20 protein-coding genes are annotated in these 23,878 nt (G+C 72.6%); 7 read left to right on the forward strand and 13 right to left on the reverse strand.

Annotated features, from left to right (window positions below):
* Window positions 1–52: 52 nt before the first annotated feature.
* From ABD330_RS16025 to ABD330_RS16045, 5 genes are read right to left on the reverse strand one after another with little or no spacing between them, the layout of a single operon-like run.
* Window positions 53–1,186 carry an FAD-dependent monooxygenase gene (locus ABD330_RS16025; protein ID WP_344465410.1) on the reverse strand — a complete coding sequence of 378 codons (1,134 nt, stop codon included), beginning with the start codon at window positions 1,184–1,186 and terminating at the stop codon, window positions 53–55.
* Window positions 1,187–1,212: 26 nt separating this feature from the next.
* Complete coding sequence (locus ABD330_RS16030; protein WP_344465412.1) at window positions 1,213–1,809, reverse strand: GTP-binding protein; 597 nt, start codon at window positions 1,807–1,809, stop codon at window positions 1,213–1,215.
* 5 nt (window positions 1,810–1,814) lie between these two features.
* Window positions 1,815–2,177, reverse strand: a complete 363-nt coding sequence (locus ABD330_RS16035) for a DUF742 domain-containing protein (RefSeq protein ID WP_344465557.1) — start codon at window positions 2,175–2,177, stop codon at window positions 1,815–1,817.
* A 56-nt stretch (window positions 2,178–2,233) separates the two neighbouring features.
* Complete coding sequence (locus tag ABD330_RS16040) at window positions 2,234–2,668, reverse strand: roadblock/LC7 domain-containing protein (protein WP_344465414.1); 435 nt, start codon at window positions 2,666–2,668, stop codon at window positions 2,234–2,236.
* Complete coding sequence (locus tag ABD330_RS16045) at window positions 2,665–5,145, reverse strand: sensor histidine kinase (RefSeq protein ID WP_344465416.1); 2,481 nt, start codon at window positions 5,143–5,145, stop codon at window positions 2,665–2,667. The genes ABD330_RS16040 and ABD330_RS16045 overlap by 4 nt, the downstream gene beginning before the upstream one ends.
* A 344-nt stretch (window positions 5,146–5,489) precedes the next feature.
* Between ABD330_RS16045 and ABD330_RS16050 the strand changes: the two genes are divergently transcribed.
* Window positions 5,490–6,767, forward strand: coding sequence for an acyltransferase family protein (locus ABD330_RS16050; RefSeq protein WP_344465418.1), 1,278 nt, complete (start codon window positions 5,490–5,492; stop codon window positions 6,765–6,767).
* Here ABD330_RS16050 and ABD330_RS16055 read toward each other — a convergent pair.
* The gene (locus tag ABD330_RS16055; RefSeq protein ID WP_344465420.1) at window positions 6,734–7,945 is read right to left on the reverse strand and encodes a hypothetical protein; all 1,212 of its coding nucleotides are present in this window, start codon (window positions 7,943–7,945) and stop codon (window positions 6,734–6,736) included. The genes ABD330_RS16050 and ABD330_RS16055 overlap by 34 nt on opposite strands.
* Before the next feature lie 437 nt (window positions 7,946–8,382).
* Between ABD330_RS16055 and ABD330_RS16060 the strand changes: the two genes are divergently transcribed.
* Window positions 8,383–9,774 carry a lysine N(6)-hydroxylase/L-ornithine N(5)-oxygenase family protein gene (locus ABD330_RS16060; RefSeq protein ID WP_344465422.1) on the forward strand — a complete coding sequence of 464 codons (1,392 nt, stop codon included), beginning with the start codon at window positions 8,383–8,385 and terminating at the stop codon, window positions 9,772–9,774.
* Window positions 9,775–9,955: 181 nt separating this feature from the next.
* On the opposite strand, the gene ABD330_RS16065 is transcribed toward ABD330_RS16060, so the two are convergent.
* Together ABD330_RS16065 and ABD330_RS16070 are read right to left on the reverse strand one after the other, a co-directional pair.
* Window positions 9,956–10,873 carry a LysR family transcriptional regulator gene (locus ABD330_RS16065; protein WP_344465424.1) on the reverse strand — a complete coding sequence of 306 codons (918 nt, stop codon included), beginning with the start codon at window positions 10,871–10,873 and terminating at the stop codon, window positions 9,956–9,958.
* 67 nt (window positions 10,874–10,940) lie between these two features.
* A complete protein-coding gene (locus ABD330_RS16070) occupies window positions 10,941–11,705 on the reverse strand; it encodes an SDR family oxidoreductase (RefSeq protein ID WP_344465426.1) in 765 nt (254 codons plus the stop codon).
* Window positions 11,706–12,343: 638 nt separating this feature from the next.
* Between ABD330_RS16070 and ABD330_RS16075 the strand changes: the two genes are divergently transcribed.
* Window positions 12,344–12,805 carry a prevent-host-death family protein gene (locus ABD330_RS16075; RefSeq protein ID WP_344465428.1) on the forward strand — a complete coding sequence of 154 codons (462 nt, stop codon included), beginning with the start codon at window positions 12,344–12,346 and terminating at the stop codon, window positions 12,803–12,805.
* Between the two features lie 237 nt (window positions 12,806–13,042).
* Here the strand turns inward: ABD330_RS16075 and glnA are convergent, their stop codons facing one another.
* On the reverse strand, window positions 13,043–14,404 hold the full coding sequence (gene glnA / locus ABD330_RS16080) for a type I glutamate--ammonia ligase (protein WP_344465430.1): 1,362 nt from the start codon (window positions 14,402–14,404) through the stop codon (window positions 13,043–13,045).
* A 274-nt stretch (window positions 14,405–14,678) separates the two neighbouring features.
* Between glnA and ABD330_RS16085 the strand changes: the two genes are divergently transcribed.
* On the forward strand, window positions 14,679–16,463 hold the full coding sequence (locus tag ABD330_RS16085; RefSeq protein ID WP_344465432.1) for an NAD+ synthase: 1,785 nt from the start codon (window positions 14,679–14,681) through the stop codon (window positions 16,461–16,463).
* 35 nt (window positions 16,464–16,498) lie between these two features.
* On the opposite strand, the gene ABD330_RS16090 is transcribed toward ABD330_RS16085, so the two are convergent.
* From ABD330_RS16090 to ABD330_RS16105, 4 genes are all read right to left on the reverse strand, one after another.
* On the reverse strand, window positions 16,499–17,065 hold the full coding sequence (locus ABD330_RS16090) for a maleylpyruvate isomerase N-terminal domain-containing protein (RefSeq protein ID WP_344465559.1): 567 nt from the start codon (window positions 17,063–17,065) through the stop codon (window positions 16,499–16,501).
* Between the two features lie 23 nt (window positions 17,066–17,088).
* Window positions 17,089–18,105, reverse strand: coding sequence for an endonuclease/exonuclease/phosphatase family protein (locus tag ABD330_RS16095; RefSeq protein WP_344465434.1), 1,017 nt, complete (start codon window positions 18,103–18,105; stop codon window positions 17,089–17,091).
* Between the two features lie 120 nt (window positions 18,106–18,225).
* Window positions 18,226–18,900 carry a TetR/AcrR family transcriptional regulator gene (locus ABD330_RS16100; RefSeq protein ID WP_344465436.1) on the reverse strand — a complete coding sequence of 225 codons (675 nt, stop codon included), beginning with the start codon at window positions 18,898–18,900 and terminating at the stop codon, window positions 18,226–18,228.
* Window positions 18,901–19,030: 130 nt separating this feature from the next.
* Window positions 19,031–20,641 (reverse strand): MFS transporter, encoded by a 1,611-nt coding sequence (locus ABD330_RS16105; protein WP_344465438.1) that lies wholly within the window; start codon window positions 20,639–20,641, stop codon window positions 19,031–19,033.
* A 250-nt stretch (window positions 20,642–20,891) separates the two neighbouring features.
* Here ABD330_RS16105 and panB point away from each other — a divergent pair, with 250 nt between their 5' ends.
* The 3 genes from panB to ABD330_RS16120 all read left to right on the forward strand — a co-directional run bounded on the left by panB (window position 20,892) and on the right by ABD330_RS16120 (window position 23,828).
* Window positions 20,892–21,776 (forward strand): 3-methyl-2-oxobutanoate hydroxymethyltransferase, encoded by an 885-nt coding sequence (gene panB, locus ABD330_RS16110; protein ID WP_344465440.1) that lies wholly within the window; start codon window positions 20,892–20,894, stop codon window positions 21,774–21,776.
* Window positions 21,777–21,978: 202 nt separating this feature from the next.
* Window positions 21,979–23,022: an ATP-binding cassette domain-containing protein gene (locus ABD330_RS16115; protein ID WP_344465442.1), complete on the forward strand. Its 1,044-nt coding sequence runs from the start codon at window positions 21,979–21,981 to the stop codon at window positions 23,020–23,022.
* Complete coding sequence (locus tag ABD330_RS16120; RefSeq protein ID WP_344465444.1) at window positions 23,019–23,828, forward strand: ABC transporter permease; 810 nt, start codon at window positions 23,019–23,021, stop codon at window positions 23,826–23,828. Before ABD330_RS16115 ends, ABD330_RS16120 begins: the two co-directional genes overlap by 4 nt.
* Window positions 23,829–23,878 lie beyond the last annotated feature (50 nt).

A 23,878-nucleotide genomic window follows, 5' to 3' on the forward strand; every position in this document is an offset into this window, starting at 1 on the left:
TATGGGTACCCCGTCCTGAACGGTGAACCCCGACCGCCCCGGAGGGGAATCCTCAGTAGGGCTGGACCAGGACGTGCGCCGCGCCCGGGATGCCGGTCTTGAGGAGGGTGTCCTCGTCGGGGGTGGTGGGGGTGCCGGTCTCCTGCTTGAGGACCGCGCGGGAGAGGGCCTGGACCCACATCGCGCGGGGGCGGCGACGGGCCTCCCACGCGGCGAGCGCGGTGGGGACGTCCGGCTCGGCGTCCAGGGTGAGGGCGAGGACGAGGGCGTCCTCGCAGGCCATCGCCGCACCCTGGGCGAGGTGCGGGGTGCTCGCGTGGGCGGCGTCGCCGGCCAGCACGACCCGGCCGACGTGCCAGGGCTCCTCGACGGTGACCTGGGAGATCCGGGAGTGGACCACGGCGGCGGGGTCGGTGACGTGGACGAGTGCGTCGGCCACCGGACCGCCGAAGGCCGTGAGCCGTTCGGCGAGCTGCCGGTGGGCGAGCTGCGGGTCGGGGCGGAAGTCCTCGGACTCGGCGAAGACCGCGCCCAGGTACATCAGTTCCTCGGTGATCGGGGTGAGCAGGGCCTTCGCGGCCTGGTGGCCGGCGCTCATCACCACGCCCCGCACCTCGGGGGCGCGCGGCACGGTGACCCGCCAGTTGGCGAAGCCGGTGTACTCGGGGGTGTAGCGGTCGCCGTACAGGCGGGTGCGCAGCGGCGAGCCGATGCCGTCGAAGCCGACCACCAGGTCCCAGCGGGCGGACGAGCCGTCGGACAGCGTGACGTCCACGCCCTCGCCGTCGTCGGCCAGTGCGGTGATGGTGGTGCCGAAGCGGATCACCGCGCCGGCCGCCGTGGCGGCCCGGCCGAGCAGCTCGGCCAGGGCGGGGCGCGGTATGCCGTTGTTGGCGGGGGCCTCGCCCATCCGGGGCTGCGGGATCTTGGCCAGGACGCCGCCGGCCGGGTCGCAGACGGTCAGCGTGTCCCACGCGAAGCCCGCCGCCAGGCAGTCGTCCAGGACACCGATCCCGTGCATCACGTGCAGGGCGTTGGAGGGCTGGATGATGCCGACGCCGAGGGCGTCCAGCTCCCCCCGCAGCTCGGCGACCTCGACCTGGTGGCCGCGTCCGGCGAGCGCGGTGGCCAGCGTGAGACCGCCGATGCCGCCGCCGTGGATCAGGACGCGCAGGGGTGATGCCATGTCAGTGTCTCCTGGTTCGGGGGGTGTCAGCCGACGGGGGCGGGGCTGGGCATCGGAAGGCTCATCAGGTGGTCGACGAGGGCGAGCAGGACGTCCCGGCCGAACAGCCGCTCCCGGACGTCGCCGACCAGCATCGGCACCTGCGGGTCGAGGTCGAGGGCGGCCCGGATCTCCGCCGGGGAGCGGGTGTTCAGGCCGTGGAAGCAGTTGATCGCCACCACGAACGGGATGTCCCGGCTCTCGAAGAAGTCGATCGAGGCGAAGCTGCTCTCCAGCCGCCGGGTGTCGGCGATCACCACCCCGCCGAGCGCGCCGTTGACCAGGTCGTTCCACATGAACCAGAAGCGCTCCTGGCCCGGTGTGCCGAACAGGTAGACCACCAGCTCGGGGCTGACGGTGATCCGGCCGAAGTCCAGGGCCACCGTGGTGGTGTCCTTCTGGTCGATCCCCGCGAGGTCGTCGACGCCAACGCTGGCCCGGGTCAGGTACTCCTCGGTACGCAGCGGCGCGACCTCGCTGACCGCGCCCACCAGGGTGGTCTTGCCGACACCGAAGCCGCCGGCGATCAGGATCTTGACGGCGGCGGGAGCGGGCTGACCGCCCGTGCTGTGACTGGTTGTCATCTGGCTCAGAGTCTCCGGAGTCCTTCGCGAACGGCCGTCAGCAGGCCGAGGTCTGCACCGCCGGCCGCGCGGGCTACCGACAGTGGGGCACGGGCGAGCAGCAGGCCCTGGGCGACGAGGTCACCGAGCAGGATCTTGGTCACCGAGACCGGCAGGTCCAGGTCGGCGGCGACCTCCGCCACGGCGGCCGGGCGCCGGCAGCGCTCCAGGATGACGCGGTGCTCCGGCTGGAGTCCGCGCCCGCCGGGCCGGAAGGGCCTGCCGTACTCGTCCAGCTCCTGGTGAGTGGTCGTCAGCACGGTGATGAGGGTGAGGTCGTCCCGCTCCGGGGCCGTCCGGCCCCGGGTGATGGTGTACGGGCGGACCATCGTGCCCGCGCCGTCGTCGTCCTCCTCGCCCTCGTCCTCCTCGGCCCAGTACCGGGTCACCCGCGCCCGCCCCGGGCGCCGAAGGCGTCGAAGTCGCCCCGGGCCGGGGTGCTCAGCTTCTGACCGACCTGCTGGACGAGGTTGTGCATCGCCAGGGACATCACCTCGGCGTCGACCTCCTGCGAGGCGACCACGGCCAGGTGGGTGCCCTGGCCCGCCGAGGTGATGAAGAGCCAGAGCTCGGCCAGCTCGACGATCACCTGGTGCACCGTGCCGCCGTCGAAGAGCTGGCCCACGCCGCGCGCCAGGCTCTGCTGCCCGGTGGCGATGGCCGCCAGCCGTTCGGCGTCGGCGCGCTCGATGGTGCGGGAGTGGCTGACCACCAGGCCGTCGTCCGAGAGCAGCACCGCGTGCCTGGTCCCGGCGACCGAGTCGGCCAATCCGTCCAGCAGCCAGTCGAGGTCCTGGTGGGTGGCGGTTGTGCGCGTCATGACCGGTCTTCCGTCGTAGGAGTGGGGGTTTGGTGCCAGGGCTCGTCATCGTGGAACGGGCCCTGGACCGGTGGGGCGGGGAGGTGCTGCCCGGGGAGGCCCTGCTCGGGGAGGTACGCCTCGGGGAGGTACTGCTGCGGCGGGGTGGGCTCGGCGGGCGGCCAGGCCGTCTCCCGGGTCTCCTCGCGGGCTGCCCGGGACCGCCGCTGGAAGGCGCCGATCGCGGCGCCGGCCCGCCGGGGGGCCGGGCGCAGCAGCGGGTTGTCGTCCCAGCGGGGTGGCCTGGGCACGGTCGGCGCGGTGCCCTCCGGGAGCCGGAGTTCGGCCGCCAGGTGGGCCTGCCGGACGCGCTGGGGCAGCGGCGCCTCGGCGTCCGGCAGCTCGACGGCCGAGGACTCGACGGCGGCCGTCGGGACGTCGGCCTGCGAGGCGACGGCCTGCGGGGCGTACTGCGCCGTGACTCCGGCGAGCGCCCGGCCCCGGGAGCGGGACGGCAGCGCGGTGCCGGGGCCCGCGCCGAGGGCGGGGGTGGTGGCGGGGGCGACGACCGGGGCGGGGGCCGTGGGGAGCGGCTGCACCATCACCGGACGCGCCGGGCGCTCCTGGCTCTCGCCGCTGCTGACCAGTTCGTCGGGGACGAGCAGCACCGCCCGGGTGCCGCCGAACGCGGACGGCCGGAACTCGATCCGCAGCCCGTGGGCGGCGGCCAGCCGGGCGATCACGTAGAAGCCGAGCCGGATGTCGTCGGCGCGGGCCAGCACGTCCATCCGGGGCGGGCTGCTCATCAGCTCGTTCGCGGCCCGGAGCTGGTCCTCGTCCATCCCCAGGCCCCGGTCCTCGACCTCGATCGCCAGGCCGCGGCCGACCTGCGCGGCCCTGACCTCGACGGGGGTGGGCGGCTTGGAGAAGCTGAGCGCGTTCTCCATCAGCTCGGCGAGCACGTGGGCGACCGGACCGACCACCCGCTCCGACAGCCAGGGGCTGCCCTCGACGTCCAGCACGACGCGCCGGTAGTCCTGGACCTCGCCCTGCGCCGCGCGCAGCACGTCGAGCAGCGGGACGGGCTTGCGCCAGCGGCGGTGCGGGGTGCCGCCGGCCAGGATGACGAGGTTCTCCTCGTAGCGGCGGAGCCGGGCGGTGAGGTGGTCGAGGTCGAAGAGGCCGTCCAGCACCTCGGGGTCCTCGTAGCGGCGCTCCAGTTCGTCGAGCTTCTTCAGCTGGAGGCCGATCAGCAGCTGGGTACGGCGGGCGATCCGCTGGAGCAGCCGCTCGAAGCCCCGGTGCTGGTCGGCCTGCCGGACGGCGGCGTGCAGCGCGCTGGTGCGGGCCAGGTTGAGCGCCTCGCCCAGGCGGGTGAGCTCGTCCTCGCCGCCGTCGTGGGTGCCGCGGTCGATGGCGCGGGCCTCCGCCTCGACGTCGACCTGCTCGCCCTGGGCGAGCCGTTCGACCACCTCGGGCAGCGTGCGCTCCAGCTCCTGCGCCTGGTCGTGCAGGCCGACGATGCGGCGGCGCAGCGAGCGGGTCAGCCGCCAGGTGGTGAGGATCACGGCGATCACCGCGAGCAGGCCGATCACGCTGGTCAGCACCACCCGCAGCAGCAGCGAGAGGATCTTCCCCTTGCCGGTGGAGACCACCCCGGCGGTACGGGCCTCGATCACCTTGACCAGCAGCGGGTTCAGCTGGTCGACGGCCTGGCGCCACTGGTCCTGGTACGGCCCGAGCGCCACGGTGCCGGAGGCGTCCGGGGCGGAGGGCTGCAGCAGGCTCTGCTCGACGACCGACTTGGACTTCCACGCCGGGGTCGCGGCGAGGTCGCGCCAGGCCGAGGCCTCGGCGGGCGGCAGGTAGGGCGCGATCTTGGTGTCGATCAGGAAGGTCTGCGCGGAGACGGACAGCTGGACCTGCCGGATCTCCTGGGTGCCAAGCCGTCCGCTCGGCCAGCCGCGCGCCAGCAGCGCGTCCGTCCGGGAGATCATCTCCTTGGTCCAGAACAGGTCGACCAGCGGCCGCGACACCCAGGTGACCTCACCGTCGTCGACGTGGCTCAGTGCGGTGAACAGCCGCAGGTCCACCGCGATCAGGTCGGTGTAGTAGGTGTAGACGTCGGCCTGCCGCGCGCTGCCGCCCTGGTCGACCAGGGTGCGCTCGGCTGGCAGTTCGGTCAGCGCGTGCTGGGCCTCGGCCACGGCGTCGCGGACCTCGGCGGGCGCGTACTTGGCAGCGACCCGGGACAGGTCCTGGAAGGTCTGGATCGCCTGGTCCGTCAGCTTGCGCTGCCGCTGGAGCGCCCCGGCGTCGGCGCTCTGCCCGCTGCCGCCCTGCCCGCCCGCGGCCTGGCCCGCCAGCACCTGGGCGCTGAGCCGGCGTTCCTCCTGCAGGTTGTAGTAGACGATGTTGGACGGCTGGCCGGCCTTCTGCGCCAGCAGCCCCTGCGCGGCCTGCCGCCGGAAGTCGGAGAGGGTCTGACCGGTGGTCACCGCCCAGAGCGCGGCGAGGGCGATGCTGGGGACGATCGCGAGGACGAGCAGCGCCGTCCGCAGCGAGATCCTGCTCCGCCTGTTCCGGTCCTTGTCCCTACGCCTCTTCTTCTTGTCAGCGGCCGATGTGGTCCGCCGGTTCGCCCGTGCGCGCAGGACATGCTCCTCGGAACAGGCGACAGTCGGTCACGACCGGCCAAACCTGATAAGAACTTTGACGCGTTGATATTAGACACACCACATAACAACCATGAAAACGCGGCCCGCTGTCGCACCGTCGTCACCTTATGGGCACCTCGCCGTTAGGCCCTGAGCACCCCGGCCCTCCGTCAGGACATCCGCCCATGCCCGCACTCCCACCTGCGCAGCCGCCCTCGCACCCACCCGCGCCCGCCCGGCTGCCCACACCCGGGCCCGCGCGCCTTCCCGCCCAACTGCCCACCCGACTGCCCGCCCGACTGCCCTCGCTGACCGGGCTCCGCTTCTGGGCCGCGCTGCTGGTGGTGCTCTACCACCTCTCCCGCCAGGTCGGCACCGTCCCCCTGGTCAGCCCGGTGGCCTGGTACGGGCGCAGCGGCGTGACGTTCTTCTTCGTGCTGTCGGGCTTCGTACTCGCCTGGACGTACGCGGACTCGCCCGTCCCGGCACTGGTCTTCTACCGCCGCAGGCTGGCCCGGATCTGGCCGCTGCACACCCTGGCGACCGGGCTCTCGCTCGCCGTGTACGCCGCGATCGGCGCCGCCGTGCCGGTGGCGGCCGCGCTCTGGTCGCTGCTGCTGGTGCACCCCTGGATCCAGGCGATGACGATGGGCGGAAACCCGGCCGGGTGGTCGCTCGGCGACGAGGGCTGGTTCTACCTGCTGTTCCCGCTGCTTCTACCGCTGCTGACCCGGTGCCGGCTGCGGCTGCGGGCGGTGCTCCTGCTCTGCGCGGCGCTCGGCCCGGCGCTCTGGCTCGGCGGGTCCGCCGTGGCCGATCCGGCGTTGCGGAGCTGGCTGCTGGACTACCTGCCGCTCACCCGTACCCCGCAGTTCCTGCTCGGTGCCGCCGCCGGGCTGGCGCTGCGGCGCGGGCTGCTCCCCCGGGTGCCGCTCGTCCCGGCGGTGCTCGCGGCGGCCGGCTGGCACCTGGTGCTGGTGCCGTGGTCCCGGTCGGTGCCGGACGCCCTCTGGTACGGCCCGTACTCGGCCTCCCAGTTGCTCTCCGCCCCGCTCTTCGGCGCCCTCGTCGTCGCGGCGGCCCAGGCCGACCTGGACGGCGGCAGCCTGCTCGGGCACAAGGTGCTCACCCGGCTCGGGGACTGGTCGTTCGCCTGGTACCTGGTGCACGAGATCGGCGTCCGCTGCTGGCTCCACCGCTTCGGCCACCCCGCACCGGGCCCGGCCACGGCCGGGGTCTGGCTGCTGCTCGCCGGCGGCACGCTGGCGGCGGCGGGCGCGCTGTACCGCTGGGTGGAGCGCCCCTGCGAGCGCCGCCTGCGCGGCGGGGGCGGCGGGTCCGGCGGGTCCGGACCGGGCTCCGTCGGCGGCTCCGGCACGACGGAGCTGCCGCGCGCCCGTCGTACGGGAGCGCGGCAGCCGGCGCCGGATCAGAGCTCGGTCGAGCTGTCCAGGTTGACGTAGGCGTAGAAGACGCCGATGTCGTACCCGTCCTTCTTAGTGTCGAAGGTCGTCGTCAGATCGGTGTCGTTGTTGCGCAGCGCGTGGGAGATGTCCCAGCGGTTGGAGTCGTAGCCGAAGTTGTTGCGGTTGTACGGGTTCCGCGCGAACTGGTCGGCCGGCGTGAGCTCCTCGATGGTGGAGTTGAAGGCGTCGTCCGGCGAGTGGTTGACGTCGCTGAACATCGTCTTCGGGCCGTTGGTGGACTTCACCGCGAGGGTGTCACCCGTCCACTTGAGGTCGCCGTCGTAGACCACGAACCCGATCTTGCCGTGCACGTCCCCGGTCTGCGGGGTCATCAGCCCGGAGAGCTTGATGCTGAGCTCGGGGCTGTCCGGCAGTTCGACCTGGAAGCCGTCCCAGACGTGGATGTGGCGGTACGGCTTGCACGGGTTCTCGTACGCGACCACGATCGTCCAGCCGCCCCAGCTGTGCGGCTTCACCACGGAGTCCATGTCGGCGACGGTGTAGGTGCCGTTGCCGTGCTGCTTCACCATGTCGGTGATGTCCGCGGAGGCCTGGTAGCTGCTCTCGTCGGTGGTGGTGATGTAGCCGATCGAGGGCTGGTCGTTGGCGATGTTGGTGTACTGCGAGTCGCCCGGCGACTTGAGGTAGACCTCGTCGATCACGCTCTCCGGCAGGACGGTGTCGCCGATGCCCCGGGTGCCGCCCCAGTACAGCCGGGCGTACTTGACCGTGGAACCGTCGATCAGACCGAGGTCGGCGGAGCTGGCGGAGTAGATCGGGTCACCGAGCGGGCCGGTGCTGCCCGGGTCGATGTTGATGTACTTCATGTAGTAGTTGTTGTTGATCGGCCGGGAGCCCGCACCGGTCCGCGCCTGCTCGCACGGCGGCTGCGCCGGGTCGAGCGGCGGCTTGGTCTCGTCACAGGTCATCAGGCTGTTGCTGATCCTGGTGACGGAGCCGTGGAAGTCGCCCTCGAACCGGGTGGTGAACGGCAGCTTGTTCTCGGCCAGCGTCGCGGCGTCGGCCCGCAGCGTGTGGTGCGGCCCGGGGCCACGGGCGTCCGCGACGGGGCTGGCCAGCAGCTGGGCCGCGACGGCGGCGAAGGCCGCACCGGCGATGCCGAGCCGGCGCGCGAGCCGGCGGGCTCCGGCGGCGCGACTTTCAGTGGTAGGCATATGTACCTCTCGGATCTGGTGACGGCCGGGGGGCCGCCGGTCTTGCCAGGAAGAGCACTTCCCATCGGACCACAACCCTGTGTGACAGGCTTGCCACGTTGAGCCATCGGTGAGCACCGTGGTACACGAACGGGGCCGCCGCACGCGACCGCGGAGCGGACCCGTCCGTGGCCCTTCCGTGGCCGTCCCCCATCCGTAGTCCGCACTTCGTACCCCGTGCTCCGTGCTCCGTGCTCCGTGCTCCGCGAATCGTGCGCAAGCTGACAGAACGTCCGCGTGCTGCTCGCCGAGCGGTCGGCGGGTGGTCCAGAGTGCCGGTGGTCTCGGATCCGGCGCGTCGGTCAGCCCCATCGGCGCCCGGCGTCCGGCCCGGCGTCCGGCCCGGCGTCCGGGCCGTCTCCGGCCGGAGAGAGCAGGAACGACCAGGAAGAGTGGGAATGACGAACGACTTGCGCCCGCGGACGGAGCCGCTCGACCTGTTGGGCGTGGGGGTCGGGCCGTTCAACCTCTCGCTGGCGGCGCTGGCCGACCAGGTCCCCGGGCTGCGGGCGGAGTTCCTCGAACGGGCCCAGGACTTCCCCTGGCGCCCCGGCCCGACACCGGACGGCGGCACGCTCCAGGTGCCGTTCCTCGCCGACCTGGTCAGCCCGGTCGACCCGTCGAGCCCTTGGTCGTTCCCCGGCTACCTCCGCGCCTCAAAGCGCCTCCTCCCGTCCTCCTTCGCCGAACGGCTGCACATCCAGAGCACGGAGTACGACGCCTACTGCCGCTGGGTGAGCCACGGGCTGCCGCAGTGCCGCTTCGGCCACCGGGTCGACTCGGTCTGCTGGGACGAACCCCGGCAGGCGTTCGCCGTGGACTACACGTACGAGCACGCGACCGGCGGTGAGGTGGTCGCGGGCCGCGCCCATGCCCGCAACCTGGTCCTCGGCATCGGGACGGAACCCGCCGTACCGGCCGCGCTCCGCCACCTGCTCGCGGACAACGGCGCCACGGCGCTGCACGCGGCCGACTACCTCTCCCGCCGGGACGAGCTGCTCGGCAAGCGGCACGTCACCGTCGTCGGATCGGGCCGGTCCGGCGCGGAGGTCTTCCTGGACCTGCTGCGCGCCCGTCCGACCGGCCGGGAGGGCCTGCACTGGATCACCCGCTCCCCCTCCTTCGGCCCGACGGAGTACTCCGGGCCGGGGCCGCAACAGCTCATCCCGGACCGCACCCGCTTGTTCCACCGGCTCCCCGGGCAGAACCGGGACGGGCTGCCGCCGCAACAGGGGCAGTTGCAGGAGGGGACCAGCGCCGAGACCATCGGCACGATCCACGACGAGCTGTACCGCCGCACCGTGGCCGGCGGCCGGCCGGACGCCGCACTGCGGGCAGCGACCGCGATCCGCACCGGCCGGGTCCGGGACGGCCGTATCGACCTGGAGATCGAGCACGCCCGGCAGGGCCGTACCGAGACCCTGACCACCGACGCCGTCGTCCTCGCCACCGGCCGCACCGAACGCCGGTCCGACAACCTGCTGCACGGACTCGCCCCGTACGTGGTCCGCGACCGGTCCGGCCGGGCCCTCGTCGACGCCGACCACCGCCTCGCCCTCGACGGACCGGCCCGGGGCTCCGTCTTCGTCACCCATGGGTCCGGGTTCGGGGCCCCCAACCTCGGCACGGCCGCCTGGCGTTCGGCCACCATCCTGAACGCCCTGACGGGCCGCGACATCCACCACCTGCCCACCCGCCCCGCCTTCCCCACCCCCGGCGGCACCCACGACACCCCGGCCCCCGCCCCCGGCACCACCCGGCCACCCACCTCCTGGGCCGCCCTCCGCTGACCCGGTTCGGCCCAGCCACCTGGGCGGAGCTCTGCACGCGCCTGGAAAGCGAGTCGGGGCAACCCTTCACGACTTCGAATCCCGTATCCTCCGCCGGCGGGCGGCCCAAACCGCACAGCGGTCCGGGCCATCGCCGTTTCACAGCCTCAGCAGCAGGCTCAGCTTCTCTGCTTCCGGAGCCTCAGACCGAGGCAACCGCGGCCTCGACGAAGGCAACGACGGCCGGGTCCGGGTTCTCGGCGGGCCAGGCCAGCACCACGCGGCTGGGCGGGTAATCGGTCAGCGGGACGAAGGTCACGCCTTCGGTCCGGTGGTGTTGCGTGGCGCCGACCGGCAGGATGCCGACGGCGCCCTGCCAGACCACGGCGTGCAGGCACTCGGCCACCGCGCGGACCACCGGCCCCCCGCCGTCGTGCGCCCGGGGCAGCCCGGCCTCGGGCTCCGCCCGGTCGAGCGGAGCGGAGGCGGCGCTGCCCGCCTGGCCGAGCCAGTAGCGCCGCCAGGCCGGGTCCGCCTCCTCCGGCAGTCGCATCCACGGCCGGTCGGCGAGGTCGGCGACCGCCACCTCCGTCCGCCGCGCCAGCGGGTCACCGGACGGAACGACCGCGACCACCGGCTCGCTCGCCAGCACCCGGACGGCCAGTCCCGTGGTGTCGAACGGCAGCCGGGTCAGCGCGACATCCGCCGTACCGGCCCGCAGTCCTGCGGTCGGATCGCTGATCCCGGTTTCCCGCAGCCGGACCAGCGCCTCCGGGTGGCTGCACCGGAAGAGCTCGGCGGCGCGCGGGCCGAGGCCGCGACCGGCCCCGGCCACGGTGCCCACCACGATGGTGCGCCGTCCGGCGGTCTGCCGGACGCGTTCGCTCGCCCGCTCCGCCGCCTCCAGCAGTTCCCGGGCCTCGGCCAGCAGCACCCGCCCCGCCTCGGTCAACCGCACGCCCTGGGCGGAGCGGTCGAACAGCCGCGTCCCCAGCCAGTCCTCCAACTCGCGGATCCGCCGGCTCAGCGGCGGCTGCGACATGTGCAGCCGGGCCGCCGCGCGGCCGAAGTGCAACTCCTCGGCCACGGCCACGAAGTACCGCAGACGGCGTAGATCCATGCCCGGCACGATAGCCTGCCGGGCTGCCGGACCATCACGGCTCAGGTACGGCCGCCGCTACGGCCCGTCACCAGAGCACCGGGCCGTCCTCGCCGAAGAAGCCGCCGGTCGGGCCGTCCGGTCCCAGAGTCGCCAGCCGCACGACGACCGCGGCGCCCTGAGCCGCCGTGCGCGCCATCGGGAAGCCCGTTGTCTGCAACTCCTTGGTCAGGTCGGTGTCGCACGGGCCGGGCGACACGGCGTTGACCAGGAAGCCGCCCCGGCGAAGTTCCTTGGCGTACTGGACGGTCAGCGCGTTGAGCGCGGACTTGGAGGCCGGGTAGGCGGCCATGGCGGGCACCTGGGCCAGGTAGCTGTCCGGTGAGCTCTGAGTGGCCAGCGACCCCATGCCGCTCGACACGTTGACGATGCGTGGGGCAGGCGACCGGTGCAGCAGCGGGAGCACCGCGTTGGTGACGGTCAGCACGCCGAAGACGTTGGTCGCGAAGACCTCGCGGACCAGGTCGAGGTCGGCGGTGCTGGGCCGGTGTCCCGGGTGCTCGGCCGCGCCGGCGTTGTTGACCAGCACGTCGAGCCGCCCGAACCGTTCTTCGATCCATCCCGCCGCCTGCCGCACGGTCGCCGGATCGGTGACGTCCAGCGTCACCGGGTGGGCGTCGGCCCCGGCGGCCCGCATCTCGTCGGCGGCAGCCCGTCCGCGCTCGGGGTCACGAGCGCCGACCACCACGGTCAGCCCGCGCTCGGCCAACTGGACGGCGACCTGAAATCCGATGCCTTTGTTCGCCCCGGTCACCAGTGCCACCGCACCGGTCGGGTTTGCAGTCTCCATCATGCCGCCAGCCCATCACGCACCCCGCACCGCTGGCCAAGACCATGTCGGCATCGCACCGTCCGTACTGGTATCAGGGCTGATCAGGCCCCCTGGGAGGGTGAACTCCCGCTCGCCCGGGCCCACCGCGGATCTGCTCCGTGAAGGCGGCGTGGTGCGCATGGCATTGCTGCACTCGACCGTCCGCCTGGTGACCGCCGCCGACTGCGAGCCGGGCTGACGGCCCCCTCCCGTGATCGTCGTGCTGCGGTCAGTGCGGGGGCGCCAGGAGGCGCCGGAGGACCGTCGGCGACTGCGGCATCGCCGCCGACATCCTGCTCAGCCACGTCACCGGCTTCGTCCTCCAGGAGCAGAGCCAGCCGGCCACCCCACCGCCCGTCACCGCCACCCTCCACGCCGACCTGTGCGAGCGGTTCCCCCTGGTCATGGGCCCGCTGATCCCGCGCCTGAACCAGGACGAGAAGTTCACGCGGAGCGTCCGCCTGCTCTGCACCGGCTTCGGGGCACTCTCCTAGCGGGGCGGGAACCCGGTCCACGACGAGATCACTTCGAACGACGTCCGGACGGGAGGGCGCCATCGCGCCACCCGACACCGAAACCCCACCTTGACTTCGGAATGTGTTCCGAAGCAGCCTCGATCCATGTCCACACTCACCGTGTCGTTCTCTGACTTGTCGAAGAACTCCAAGCGAGTCGCCGAGACCGTTGAACACACCCAGCGCGTCCACATCACGCGTCGCGACGGCGAGGACCTCTACCTCACGACCGAACGCCATGACCGCCAGCGCGAGGAGACCGCGGACGTCACCGCGCGCCTGTTCGCGGCACTGATCGGCAACGACCAAGGCGTACAGGCAGTCCTCGTCGCACTACCCACGGTCTTCCCTTGGACCCGGCACCTGTCGGCCGACGAGGTGCGGCAGTTCGTCGTCGACCTCGTGGACACCACTCGTGACGCCGTGGAACTCGACGTGCATGCCAACCTGCACCGCGTCATCGCCGAATGGCGCGCCACCGCGAGAATCCTGGCAGACCCCGAACCGACCGCACAGCTCACCGGGCCTCTCCCCGGAGATGACCACGGCGAGGTGCTCGCTCCATGAGCCCCAAGCGCGGTGACGACGTCCCGCCGCCACCCATCAGCGGCGAGTGACGACTTCGGTTCGCCACGAACGAGGCAGCCAAGGGATGGGGCGACCTCTGCGCGGAGGCCGCAGGGAACACCCGCCTCGCTGACGGCCCACAGGCGGCCCGGAGTGACGGGAACGGGCCCGGTCCGGCGACGGTGAGTCGCCGGACCGGGCCCGTTCGTCGTACGGCGGAAACCCGCTGACCAGCGGTTACAGCACCTGGAGGTTCTTCCGCAGCTCGAACGGGGTGACCTCGGAGCGGTACTCCTCCCACTCCTGGCGCTTGTTGCGCAGGAAGAAGTCGAAGACGTGCTCGCCGAGGGTCTCCGCGACGAGCTCGCTGCGCTGCATCAGGTCGATGGCCTCGCCGAGGTTCTGCGGCATCGGCTGGATGCCCATGGCGCGGCGTTCGGCGTCGGTGAGGGCCCAGACGTCGTCGTCGGCGCCCGGGGGGAGCTCGTAGCCCTCCTCGATGCCCTTGAGGCCGGCGGCGAGGGTGACGGCGTAGGCGAGGTAGGGGTTGCAGCCGGTGTCCAGGGAGCGGACCTCGACGCGGGTGGAGCCCTGCTTGCCCGGCTTGTACATCGGGACGCGGATCAGGGCCGAACGGTTGTTGTGGCCCCAGCAGATGTACGAGGGGGCCTCGCCGCCCGCGCCGGCGGTGCGCTGCGAGCCGCCCCAGATCCGCTTGTAGGAGTTGACCCACTGGTTGGTGACGGCGGCCGTCTCGGCGGCGTGCCGCAGCAGGCCGGCGATGAAGGAGCGGCCGGTCTTGGAGAGCTGGTACTCCGCGCCGGACTCGTGGAAGGCGTTGCGGTCGCCCTCGAACAGCGAGAGGTGGGTGTGCATGCCCGAGCCCGGGTGCTGGGAGAACGGCTTCGGCATGAAGCTGGCGTGCACGCCCTGCTCCAGCGCGACCTCCTTCATGACCAGGCGGAAGGTCATGATGTTGTCGGCGGTGGAGAGCGCGTCGGCGTAGCGCAGGTCGATCTCCTGCTGGCCCGGCGCGCCCTCGTGGTGGGAGAACTCCACCGAGATGCCCATCGACTCCAGCATGGTGATGGCCTGACGGCGGAAGTCGTGGCCCACCCCGCGCGGGGTGTGGTCGAAATAGCCGGACTGGTCCGCCGGGATCGGCGGGGTGCCGTCGCCCGGGAGGTTCTTCAGCAGGAAGAACTCGATCTCCGGGTGGGTGTAGAAGGTGAAGCCGAGCGAGGAGGCCTTCTCCAGGGTGCGCTTGAGCACGTAGCGCGGGTCGGCGTACGAGGGTGAGCCGTCCGGCATCAGGATGTCGCAGAACATCCGCGCGGTGCCCGGCGTCTCCGAGCGCCAGGGCAGTATCTGGAACGTGGTCGGGTCGGGCCGGGCGATCATGTCGGACTCGTACACCCGGGCGAACCCCTCGATCGCCGAGCCGTCGAAGCCGATGCCCTCCTCGAAGGCCTGCTCCAACTCGGCCGGGGCTACCGCCACCGACTTGAGGAACCCGAGCACGTCGGTGAACCACAACCGGACGAACCGAATGTCACGCTCTTCCAGCGTGCGAAGCACGAACTCCTGCTGCTTGCCCATGGGGACAGTCTCACCTCTGCTCTTTACGTTCGTGTTACGCCCGGGAGCGGCTCACAGGCCGGTCGGATGCGCTCCGGAAGCGGCCCGAAGGCGACTGCTCCCATCATGGCTGATCTTCCGCTGCTTGCCGACACCCGAACTGCCCCGGACCTCCCGGAGCGCACCCGTCCCGCCCCCGACGGAGATCGCGGCAGAGTCCCGGCAGAGATCTTGACGGAGTCCCGGCGGAGACCCGGCAGAGACATAACGTCAGTTAGACGATTAGACTCGGGCCATGCCCAGTCTCCGCCTCGCCCTGAGCCAGATCGACCCCACCGTCGGCGACCTCGCGCACAACTGCGCGGAGGTGGTGCGCTGGACCGGACGGGCCGCCGAGGCCGGTGCGCAGCTGGTGGCCTTCCCCGAGATGGTCCTGACCGGCTACCCGGTCGAGGACCTCGCGCTGCGCGGCTCCTTCGTCGAGGCCAGCCGGACCGCCCTGGTGGAGCTGGCCGGCCGGCTGGCCGCCGAGGGCCTGGGCGAGCTGCCGGTCGTGGTCGGCTACCTCGGCCGCTCCGAGCCGGGTACCGCTCCCGGCCGCCGGACCGGCGGAGAGCCCTCCGGGTTGGGCCGCCCGGCCGGCTCCCCGCAGAACTGCGCCGCCGTGCTGCACCGGGGCGAGGTGGTCACCCGGTTCGCCAAGCACCACCTGCCCAACTACGGCGTCTTCGACGAGTACCGCCACTTCGTCCCCGGCGACACGCTCGCCGTGGTCCGGCTGCACGGCGTCGACGTGGCGCTGGCGATCTGCGAGGACATCTGGCAGGACGGCGGCCGGGTCAGCGCCACCCGCGAGGCCGGGGCCGGACTGCTGCTGGTGGTCAACGGCTCGCCGTACGAGCGCGAGAAGGGCGACACCCGGCTGGAGCTGGTGCGACGCCGGGCCGCCGAGGCCGGCTGCACGCTCGCGTACCTGAACATGGTCGGCGCGCAGGACGAGCTGGTCTTCGACGGCGACTCGCTGGTGGTCTCCCCCGCCGGGGAGGTGCTCGCGCGGGCCCCGCAGTTCGAGCAGAGCCTGCTGGTGCTCGACCTGGAGCTGCCCGCCGCGACCGCCGACCACACGGACGGCCTGCTGCTCGCCGACGGGCTGCGCCTGGCCCGCACCGACCTGGGCGGCGCACCGCTCGCCGGCCCCCGCGAACCCCTGACGGCCGGTGTCGCACCCCGGCTGGGCGACGAGGCGGAGATCTACCGGGCGCTGGTCGAGGGCACCCGGGCGTACGTCCGCAAGAACGGCTTCGAGTCGGTGCTGATCGGCCTCTCCGGCGGGATCGACTCCGCGCTGGTCGCCGCCGTCGCGGTGGACGCGGTCGGCGCGGGGAACGTGCACTGCGTCTCGATGCCGAGCCGGTACTCCTCGCAGCACTCGCGCGACGACGCCGCCGAACTGGCCCGCCGCACCGGTCTGCACTTCCGTACGGTGTCGATCGCGCCGATGTTCGACGCGTACGTGGGCGCGCTCGGGCTGAGCGGCCTGGCCGAGGAGAACCTGCAGTCCCGGCTGCGCGGCACGCTGCTGATGGCGATCTCCAACCAGGAGGGGCACCTCGTGCTCGCCCCGGGCAACAAGAGCGAGCTGGCGGTCGGCTACTCCACGCTGTACGGCGACTCGGTGGGCGCCTACGGGCCCATCAAGGACGTCTACAAGTCACTGGTCTTCCGGCTGGCGCGCTGGCGCAACGAGGCCGCCGCCGAGCGCGGGGAGGCTCCGCCGATCCCGGCGAACACCCTCACCAAGCCGCCGTCCGCCGAGCTGCGGCCGGGCCAGGTGGACACCGACTCGCTGCCCGACTACGACCTGCTGGACAGCATCCTCGACCGCTACGTCGAGGGCGACCAGGGCCGCGACGCGATCGTCGCCGCGGGCTTCGACCCGGCCGTGGTGGACCGCGTCGTCCGCCTGGTCGACGGCGCCGAGTACAAGCGCCGCCAGTACCCGCCGGGCCCGAAGATCTCCGCCAAGGGCTTCGGGCGCGACCGCCGCCTCCCCGTCACCAACGCCTGGCGCCGGGGCTGAACATGGACGGCCGGACTCCCTGGAGCCCGACGGTTTCAGGAGACGGCGGCCCGCCACACCCAGGAGGCGGGGCGGGGGCGGCCGTTCAGTTCGGCCCGGCCGGTGCACCAGAGCAGGACGTCGGCCGGGTCGCCCGGCGGGGCGTCGGGAAGGAGCCGTTGCAGCACCGCCGCGCAGAGCGGCTCGGGCGGTAGCCAGGGGAGGCCGAGGCCCTGGCTGATGTCGTAGGTGTGGAGGAGGGTCTCGGCGACGCCCATCGCGGCGAAGCCGGACGGGTCGCAGGGGCCGTAGTGCCAGGCGCGGGTGGCGGGGTCGGCAGTGGCGAGGGCGCTGCTCAGCAGTCCGCCGCAGGCGGCGACCACCTGGAGGACGTCACTCGGCGGGGCTCCGGCGTCGACGGTGAGGTCGAAGGGCAGGTACGCGACGGACGGGCGGGCCGCCAACTGCCCGGCGTAGGCGAGCAGGTCGTGGGCGACGTGGACGGCGGTGTCCAGGCAGCTCCACTCCAGCGATCCCGCGCGGGCCCGCCAGTCCAGGCCCGTGTGCGGGCCGAGCACCCGCAGCAGCTCGGCCACGGCTCGGTCGACGTCTCGGTGGTCCATCACCCGGCCAGTCTGCCCCACCGTCAGTAGCGGTACGCCGCCGCGACGGCGAGGTGGTCGCTGCCGTCGCGCGGGAGGACCCAGGAGTCGGTGGGCCGGAGGCCGCCCTTGCTGAGGATCTGGTCGATCCGCGCCATCGGGAAGGCGGCCGGCCAGCTGAAGCCGAAGCCGTCGCCCGCCGCGCCCTGGGCGGAGCGGAGCTGGGAGGTGACCGGGGCCAGGCTGCGGTCGTTGACGGTGCCGTTGAGGTCGCCGAGCAGGAGGACCTTCTTCAGCGGCTCGGCCTGGATGGCGTTGCCGAGGGCCTGGGCGCTGACGTCGCGCTGGCCGGCCGTGAAGCCCGCGTCGAACTTCACCCGGACGGACGGCAGGTGCGCCACGTACACGGCGAGCGGGCCCTCGGGGGTGGTGACGGTGGCGCGGAAGGCCCGGGTCCAGCCGATCCTGATGTCCACCACCGAGACGTCGGCGAGCGGGTACTTCGACCAGAGGCCGACGGTGCCCTCGACCGCGTGGTACGGGTACGTCGCGGCCAGGCCCTTGGTGTAGGCGGGGAGGGCCGCGCCGGCGAGCTCCTCCAGGGCGACGATCTGCGCGCCGGAGCCGTTCAGCAGCCGCACGGTGCCGGCCGGATCGGCGTTGTCGGCGGCCACGTTGTGGGTGAGGACGGTGAAGTCGCCCTTGCCGGTGCTCTTGTCGGTGAGCAGCCCGCCGAACAGGTTGAGCCAGACGATCGCGGGCAGCAGCACCGCCGAGAGCGCGGTGGCCGAGCGGCGCAGCAGCGCGAGCAGCAGCAGGACCGGGACGGCCAGGCCGAACCACGGCAGGAAGGTCTCCAGCAGGCTGCCCAGGTTGCCGAACTCGTTGGGCAGCGAGGCGTGCAGGCCGAGCAGCAGGGCGACCAGCACCGCGAGCACCGCGAGGATCCAGCCGCGCCGCCAGTCCCGCCAGTCGGCCCGGGCCGGGGTGGACGGGCGGGCCGGGCGGCCGGCCGGATCGGAGCTGTCCTCCGGTACGACTGTCCTGTCCGTCTGCGTCATCCCGCGATCCTCCGAACTGTCCCGCTTCACCTGACCGATCCCGGTTTAGTCGGATTCTCGGCTCAGCCTATGACGGGACAGACGCGGCCGGGCCGCGGCGGGGTTGCGACGCGCCCCCGATCAGTGAGATTCACCACCGGGCGGGGCCGTGCCGACCCCGAGCAGCACCGCGTCGACCATCCGCTCGGCGAGGTCGGGGTCGTCCAGGGCGGTGTCGTCCCACAGGACGGTGCGGACCAGGATCGGGCCGAGCACCACCTCCACCAGCAGCTCCAGGTCGAGGTCGGAACGGAGCAGCCCCTCGGCGACGCCGCGCCGGACGAGTTCGCGGGCCCGCTCGCGGCGCGGCTTGATCACCTGCTCCTGGTAGGCCGCCTTCAGCTCCGGCCAGGCGCTCATCTGGCCGAGCGCCGCCTTCAGCACCCAGCGCGAGCGCTTGGCCAGCCCGCGCCGGCGCATCGACTCGACCATCGCGATCAGGTCCGCGCGGACGTCGGCGCCGGGGACCTGGGGTTCGAGTGCGTCGAGCCGGGCGACCAGGTCGACGAGCAGCGCCTCCTTGTTCGGCCAGCGCCGGTAGATGGTGGCCTTGCCGACCCCGGCGGCGGCGGCGATCCCCTCGATCGAGAGGCTGCTGAGCGCGGCGCCGTCCGCCATCAGCTGCTCGACGGCCGCGAAGATCGCCTGTTCGGCGGCCTCGCTGCGGGGGCGGCCCCGCCGGGGAGCCCCGGGCTGCCCGGACAGTCGGCAGTCGCGGTCGGCGGTGGCCACCGGAGCCGGGATCTCGGTCTGCATGGCCCCATTCTCCACGGCGGCCGACGCGGCCGGGCGGCGCGGCCCGGCGGCCCGGCGCTCGGGCGGCCCGCCGGGCGGCCTCCCGGGCCGCCCGGCGGCCGAGCCTGTCAGCTGCACGTTCCCGCCGTCCTCAGGCCTCGGCGGGCTGCGGTTCGGCGGCCGGCCGGTCGGCGGCACCGGGTGCGGGCGCCGGCTGGGCGACCCGGCCGGGGAGCAGCAGCACGGCCAGCAGGACGCCGACCGCGGCCAGCCCGGCGGAGAGTCCGGCCACCACGTGCATGGCGTGGACGAAGGCCTCCTTGGCGGGGTCGACCAGGCCGTCCCGGTGGGTGCCGCCGGCGATGGCGAGGGTGGCCTCCAGGGACTCCCCCGCCTTGTCCCGCAGGGCGGCCGGCAGCTGGGCGAGCTGACCGGAGACGCCGTTGCGGTAGACGCTGGAGAGCACCGCGCCGAGCACCGCGACCCCGAGCGAGCCGCCGACCTGACGGAAGGTGTTGTTGATCGCGGACCCGGCGCCCGCCTTCTCGCGGGGCAGCGAGCCCATGATCGCGACGGTGACCGGGGGCATCACGTGGGCCATGCCGGTGCCCATCAGGAAGCCGATCGCGACCAGCAGCCAGATCGAGGTGTGCACCCCGAGCAGCAGGTAGCCGAGGAAGGCCACCGAGATCAGGGCCATGCCGCCGGCGCAGGTGGCGCGGACGCCGAAGCGGTCGACCACCAGCCGGGCCCGGGGGGCGAAGACCAGCTGGGCGGCGGCGAGCGGCAGCATCAGCACGCCGGCCTGCAGGGCGCTGTAGCCGCGCACGCTCTGGGTGTAGAAGACGCCGAAGAACGAGACGCCCATCAGCGCGAAGAAGACCAGGCCGACCACGGCGACGGAACCGCTGAACTGCTTGTTCCGGAACCAGGTGACGTCCAGCGCCGGGTGGTCGGTGCGCCGCTCGTGCAGGACGAACAGGGTGAGCGCCAGCACGCCGCCGAGCACCGGGCCCCAGGCCGAGACGCTGGTGAAGTCGGCCAGCTCGCCGCCCTTGATGATGCCGTAGATCAGTGCCACCAGGCCGATGATCGAGAGCAGCACGCCGACCGGGTCCAGCTTGCCGGGCTTCGGGTCCTTGGAGTCCGGGACGAGCAGGGTCATCGCGACCAGCGCGACGATCACGATCGGGACGTTGACCAGGAAGACCGAGCCCCACCAGAAGTGCTCGATCAGCACGCCGCCGGTGATCGGGCCGATCGCGATCGCCAGGCCCACCGCGCCGGCCCAGATGCCGATCGCCTTGGGCTGCTCGTGGCGTTCGAAGACGTTCATGATGATGGCCAGCGTGGCGGGCATCACGAACGCGCCGCCGAGGCCCATCACCGCGCGGAAGGTGATCAGTTCACCGGGCGAGGAGGCCATCGCGGAGAGCAGCGAGCCGAGGCCGAAGACCACCATGCCGCCCAGCAGCGTCCACTTGCGGCCGATCCGGTCGCCGAGCAGGCCGGCGGTGAAGAGCAGGCCCGCGAAGACCAGGGTGTAGGAGTTGATCGCCCATTCGAGGTCGCTCTGGCTGGCGCCGAGCCCGGTGGGGGCGGGGGAGGCGATGGTCTTCATCGCGACGTTGAGGATCGAGTTGTCGAGGACGACGACGAGCAGGGCGAGGATCAGGGTGCCCAGGATCGCCCAGCGGCGGCGGTGGACCGCCTCGGGTATCCGGGAGGGTGCGGGCGCGCCGGGCGCGGTGTGGGTGGCCATGTGCTGTGTTCCCGTCCGTACGTGTGTGCGCGGACTTACGAGCCGAATGCGTCTCGTAACCCCTTGGGCTCCAGGGTAGCCCCGATTTCGATACGAGTCGGTATCGTATCGTAAAGTCGGGGCAAAGGACACGGGTGGACGATCTACCCGTACCCGGCTCTTTGCGCGTGGCCGCGCGCGTGCAAGCATGGAGGAGATCCGGGGACGCCGTACGGCGCCACGAGACGACAACCCTTCAGGAGCCTGTTCGATGAACGCTTCTCCGCTTTCGCCTGCCCAGACGCCGGAGCGCCCCTCCGCCCAGCAGGGCAGCACCCTCTACGGCGGTGTGACCAACCGCCGCGTCACCGTCCGCGACCTGGCCGCCGCCAAGCAGCGCGGCGAGCGGTGGGCGATGCTCACCGCGTACGACGCCCTCACCGGCGGGGTCTTCGACGAGGCCGGCATCCCGGTGCTGCTCGTCGGCGACTCGGCCGGCAACTGCCACCTCGGCTACGAGAACACCGTGCCGGTGACCATGGACGAGATGGTGATGCTCTCCGCAGCCGTCGTCCGTGGCACCAAGCGCGCCATGGTCATCGGTGACATGCCGTTCGGCTCGTACCAGGAGTCCCCCTCCCAGGCCATGCGCAATGCCGCCCGGCTGATGAAGGAGGCGGGCGTCGGCGCGGTCAAGCTGGAGGGCGGCGAGCGCAGCGCCCGCACCATCGAGCTGCTGGTCGAGGCCGGCATCCCGGTGATGGCCCACATCGGCCTCACCCCGCAGTCGGTGCACGCCTTCGGCGGGTACCCGGTGCAGGGACGCGGCGACGAGGCCGCCCACCAACTGCTGCGGGACGCCAAGGCCGTCCAGCAGTCCGGCGCCTTCTCCGTCGTCCTGGAGGCGGTGCCCGCCGAGCTGGCCACCCAGGTCACCGAGCAGCTGGCGATCCCGACCGTCGGCATCGGCGCGGGAGCCGGCACCGACGCCCAGGTGCTGGTCTGGACGGACATGGCCGGCATGACGGCCGGGCACATGCCCAAGTTCGTCAAGCAGTACGCCAACCTGCGGGCCGTACTCGGCGACGCGGCACGGGAGTTCGCGACCGAGGTCGGGGCGGGCGCCTTCCCGGCGGCGGCGCACAGCTTCAAGTAGGACGGCCCCGGGGCGCGGCGGACGGCGCGGGACGGCGGGTGCGGCACAGCACACCCTCCGGCCCCCGCCGTCCCCCGCGCCCTTTCGCCTGCCGCCCTTTCACCTGCCGCCCGGCGGGCACTGTCAGCGGGATGACACCGGCGCGACAGCGGCGCGGCGGCGGTGACAGCGGCCCGACAGCGGCGCCCGGCAGCCTGAGGGCATGACACGAATCGCCACCGCCCCGAACGACCGGGGACCGCTCAGCACGGCGGACGCGGCCGGGAGCGCCACCCGGAACGCCATCGAGGTCCGCGGCCTCGTCAAGCACTACGGGGACACCAAGGCCCTGGACGGCGTCGACCTCACCGTCCCGCAGGGCACCGTGCTCGGGGTGCTCGGCCCGAACGGCGCCGGGAAGACCACCCTCGTCCGGGTGCTGTCCACACTGATCAAGCCGGACGCCGGGACGGCGTTCGTCGGCGGGTACGACGTGCTGCGCCAGCCCAAGCAGCTGCGCCGCACCATCGGCCTCACCGGCCAGTACGCCTCGGTCGACGAACTGCTCTCCGGCTACGAGAACCTGTACCTGATCGGGCGGCTGCTCGACCTCTCCGGCAAGGAGGCCAAGGCCCGCGCCGCCGAGCTGCTGGAGCGCTTCTCGCTCACCGAGGCCGCCAAGCGCCCGGCCAAGACGTACTCGGGCGGCATGCGGCGCCGGCTCGACCTGGCCGCCAGCATGATCGGCCGGCCCAAGGTGCTCTACCTGGACGAGCCCACCACCGGCCTCGACCCGCGCACCCGCAACGAGGTCTGGGACGAGGTGCAGCGGATGGTCGGCGAGGGCGCCACCGTGCTGCTCACCACCCAGTACATGGAGGAGGCCGAGCAGCTCGCGCAGAGCCTGACGGTCATCGACAAGGGCCGGGTGATCGCCGAGGGCGGCGTCCGGGAGCTGAAGGCGCAGGTCGGCGGACGGACGGTGCAGGTCCGGCCGGTCCGGCCGGCGGAGCTGCCCGAGATGGCCCGCTGCCTGCGCGAGGCCGGCATCACCACCGCCACCGTGTCCAAGGACGCCGGCCTGCTCTCGGTGCAGATCACCGAGGACGCCGAACTCACCGCCGTGGTCGGCGTCCTGGGCACCCGGGGCTTCGGCATCGCGAGCATCGACACCAAACTGCCCAGCCTGGACGAGGTCTTCCTCGCCATCACCGCCAAGCCCGGCGTCGCCGCCGTCCCGACCCTGCGGAAGGAGGCCGTGGCATGAGCGCCGCGACCCTCGCCCCCGGCCACCTGGCAGATCCCCGGATCGGCCTGCGCGGCAACCTGCGCCACGTCGGCGCGCTGACCCGGCGCAACCTGATGCGGATCAAGGCCGACCCGGAGTCGATGCTCGACGCCCTGCTCGTCCCGATCGTCTTCACGGTGCTCTTCGTCTACGTGTTCGGCGGCGCCGTCAAGGGCAGCCAGCAGGAGTACATCCAGTACATGGTCCCGGGCCTGCTCGGCACCACCGGTCTCAACCTGGCGATGGCTGTCGGGACCGGCCTGAACAGCGACTTCCAGACCGGGGTGATGGACCGCTTCCGCACCCTGCCGATCGCACGCTCCGCCGTGCTGCTCTCCAAGCTGGCGGCGGAGACGGTGCGCGGGCTGGTCTCCTTCACCATCCTGATCGGCTTCTCGATGATCCTCGGGCTGCAGGTCAGGACCGACGCCCTGCACCTGCTCGCGGCGGTCGGGCTGTCCCTGCTGTTCGGGATGTCGATCGTCTGGATCTCCATGCTGCTGGGCATGTCGCTGCGCAGCGTCCAGGCCGTCCAGGGGGTGTCGATGCTGGTCATCATGCCGCTGCAGTTCGGCAGTTCGATCTTCGCGCCGACCGGCACCATGCCGGGCTGGCTCCAGGCCTTCACCAAGTACAACCCGCTCTCCGCACTGGCCGACGCCTGCCGCAACCTGATCAACGGCGGGCCGCTGACCCACTCGGTGCTCATCGTGCTGATCTGGTCGGTGACGATCACCTCGGTCACCGCGCCGCTGGCCGTGGCGAGGTTCCGCAAGCGGACCTGAAGCCCCGCCCACCCCCCGGCCCGCCCGGCCCGGACCAGGGGTGCGGGCGG

It is taken from the genome of Kitasatospora kazusensis (assembly GCF_039529945.1).
Lineage (GTDB): Bacteria > Actinomycetota > Actinomycetes > Streptomycetales > Streptomycetaceae > Kitasatospora > Kitasatospora kazusensis.

What these genes read in the sequence shown, in the direction of transcription:
- ABD330_RS16060 (WP_344465422.1), top strand. Translation starts at nt 8,383, where the DNA reads ATGACGAACGACTTGCGCCCGCGGACGGAGCCGCTCGACCTGTTGGGC.
- ABD330_RS16120 (WP_344465444.1), top strand. Translation starts at nt 23,019, where the DNA reads ATGAGCGCCGCGACCCTCGCCCCCGGCCACCTGGCAGATCCCCGGATC.
- ABD330_RS16095 (WP_344465434.1), bottom strand. Translation starts at nt 18,105, where the DNA reads ATGACGCAGACGGACAGGACAGTCGTACCGGAGGACAGCTCCGATCCG.
- glnA (WP_344465430.1), bottom strand. Translation starts at nt 14,404, where the DNA reads ATGGGCAAGCAGCAGGAGTTCGTGCTTCGCACGCTGGAAGAGCGTGAC.
- ABD330_RS16075 (WP_344465428.1), top strand. Translation starts at nt 12,344, where the DNA reads ATGTCCACACTCACCGTGTCGTTCTCTGACTTGTCGAAGAACTCCAAG.
- panB (WP_344465440.1), top strand. Translation starts at nt 20,892, where the DNA reads ATGAACGCTTCTCCGCTTTCGCCTGCCCAGACGCCGGAGCGCCCCTCC.
- ABD330_RS16030 (WP_344465412.1), bottom strand. Translation starts at nt 1,809, where the DNA reads ATGACAACCAGTCACAGCACGGGCGGTCAGCCCGCTCCCGCCGCCGTC.
- ABD330_RS16100 (WP_344465436.1), bottom strand. Translation starts at nt 18,900, where the DNA reads ATGCAGACCGAGATCCCGGCTCCGGTGGCCACCGCCGACCGCGACTGC.
- ABD330_RS16090 (WP_344465559.1), bottom strand. Translation starts at nt 17,065, where the DNA reads ATGGACCACCGAGACGTCGACCGAGCCGTGGCCGAGCTGCTGCGGGTG.
- ABD330_RS16050 (WP_344465418.1), top strand. Translation starts at nt 5,490, where the DNA reads ATGCCCGCACTCCCACCTGCGCAGCCGCCCTCGCACCCACCCGCGCCC.
- ABD330_RS16070 (WP_344465426.1), bottom strand. Translation starts at nt 11,705, where the DNA reads ATGATGGAGACTGCAAACCCGACCGGTGCGGTGGCACTGGTGACCGGG.
- ABD330_RS16035 (WP_344465557.1), bottom strand. Translation starts at nt 2,177, where the DNA reads ATGGTCCGCCCGTACACCATCACCCGGGGCCGGACGGCCCCGGAGCGG.
- ABD330_RS16025 (WP_344465410.1), bottom strand. Translation starts at nt 1,186, where the DNA reads ATGGCATCACCCCTGCGCGTCCTGATCCACGGCGGCGGCATCGGCGGT.
- ABD330_RS16065 (WP_344465424.1), bottom strand. Translation starts at nt 10,873, where the DNA reads ATGGATCTACGCCGTCTGCGGTACTTCGTGGCCGTGGCCGAGGAGTTG.
- ABD330_RS16115 (WP_344465442.1), top strand. Translation starts at nt 21,979, where the DNA reads ATGACACGAATCGCCACCGCCCCGAACGACCGGGGACCGCTCAGCACG.
- ABD330_RS16085 (WP_344465432.1), top strand. Translation starts at nt 14,679, where the DNA reads ATGCCCAGTCTCCGCCTCGCCCTGAGCCAGATCGACCCCACCGTCGGC.
- ABD330_RS16040 (WP_344465414.1), bottom strand. Translation starts at nt 2,668, where the DNA reads ATGACGCGCACAACCGCCACCCACCAGGACCTCGACTGGCTGCTGGAC.
- ABD330_RS16105 (WP_344465438.1), bottom strand. Translation starts at nt 20,641, where the DNA reads ATGGCCACCCACACCGCGCCCGGCGCGCCCGCACCCTCCCGGATACCC.
- ABD330_RS16055 (WP_344465420.1), bottom strand. Translation starts at nt 7,945, where the DNA reads ATGCCTACCACTGAAAGTCGCGCCGCCGGAGCCCGCCGGCTCGCGCGC.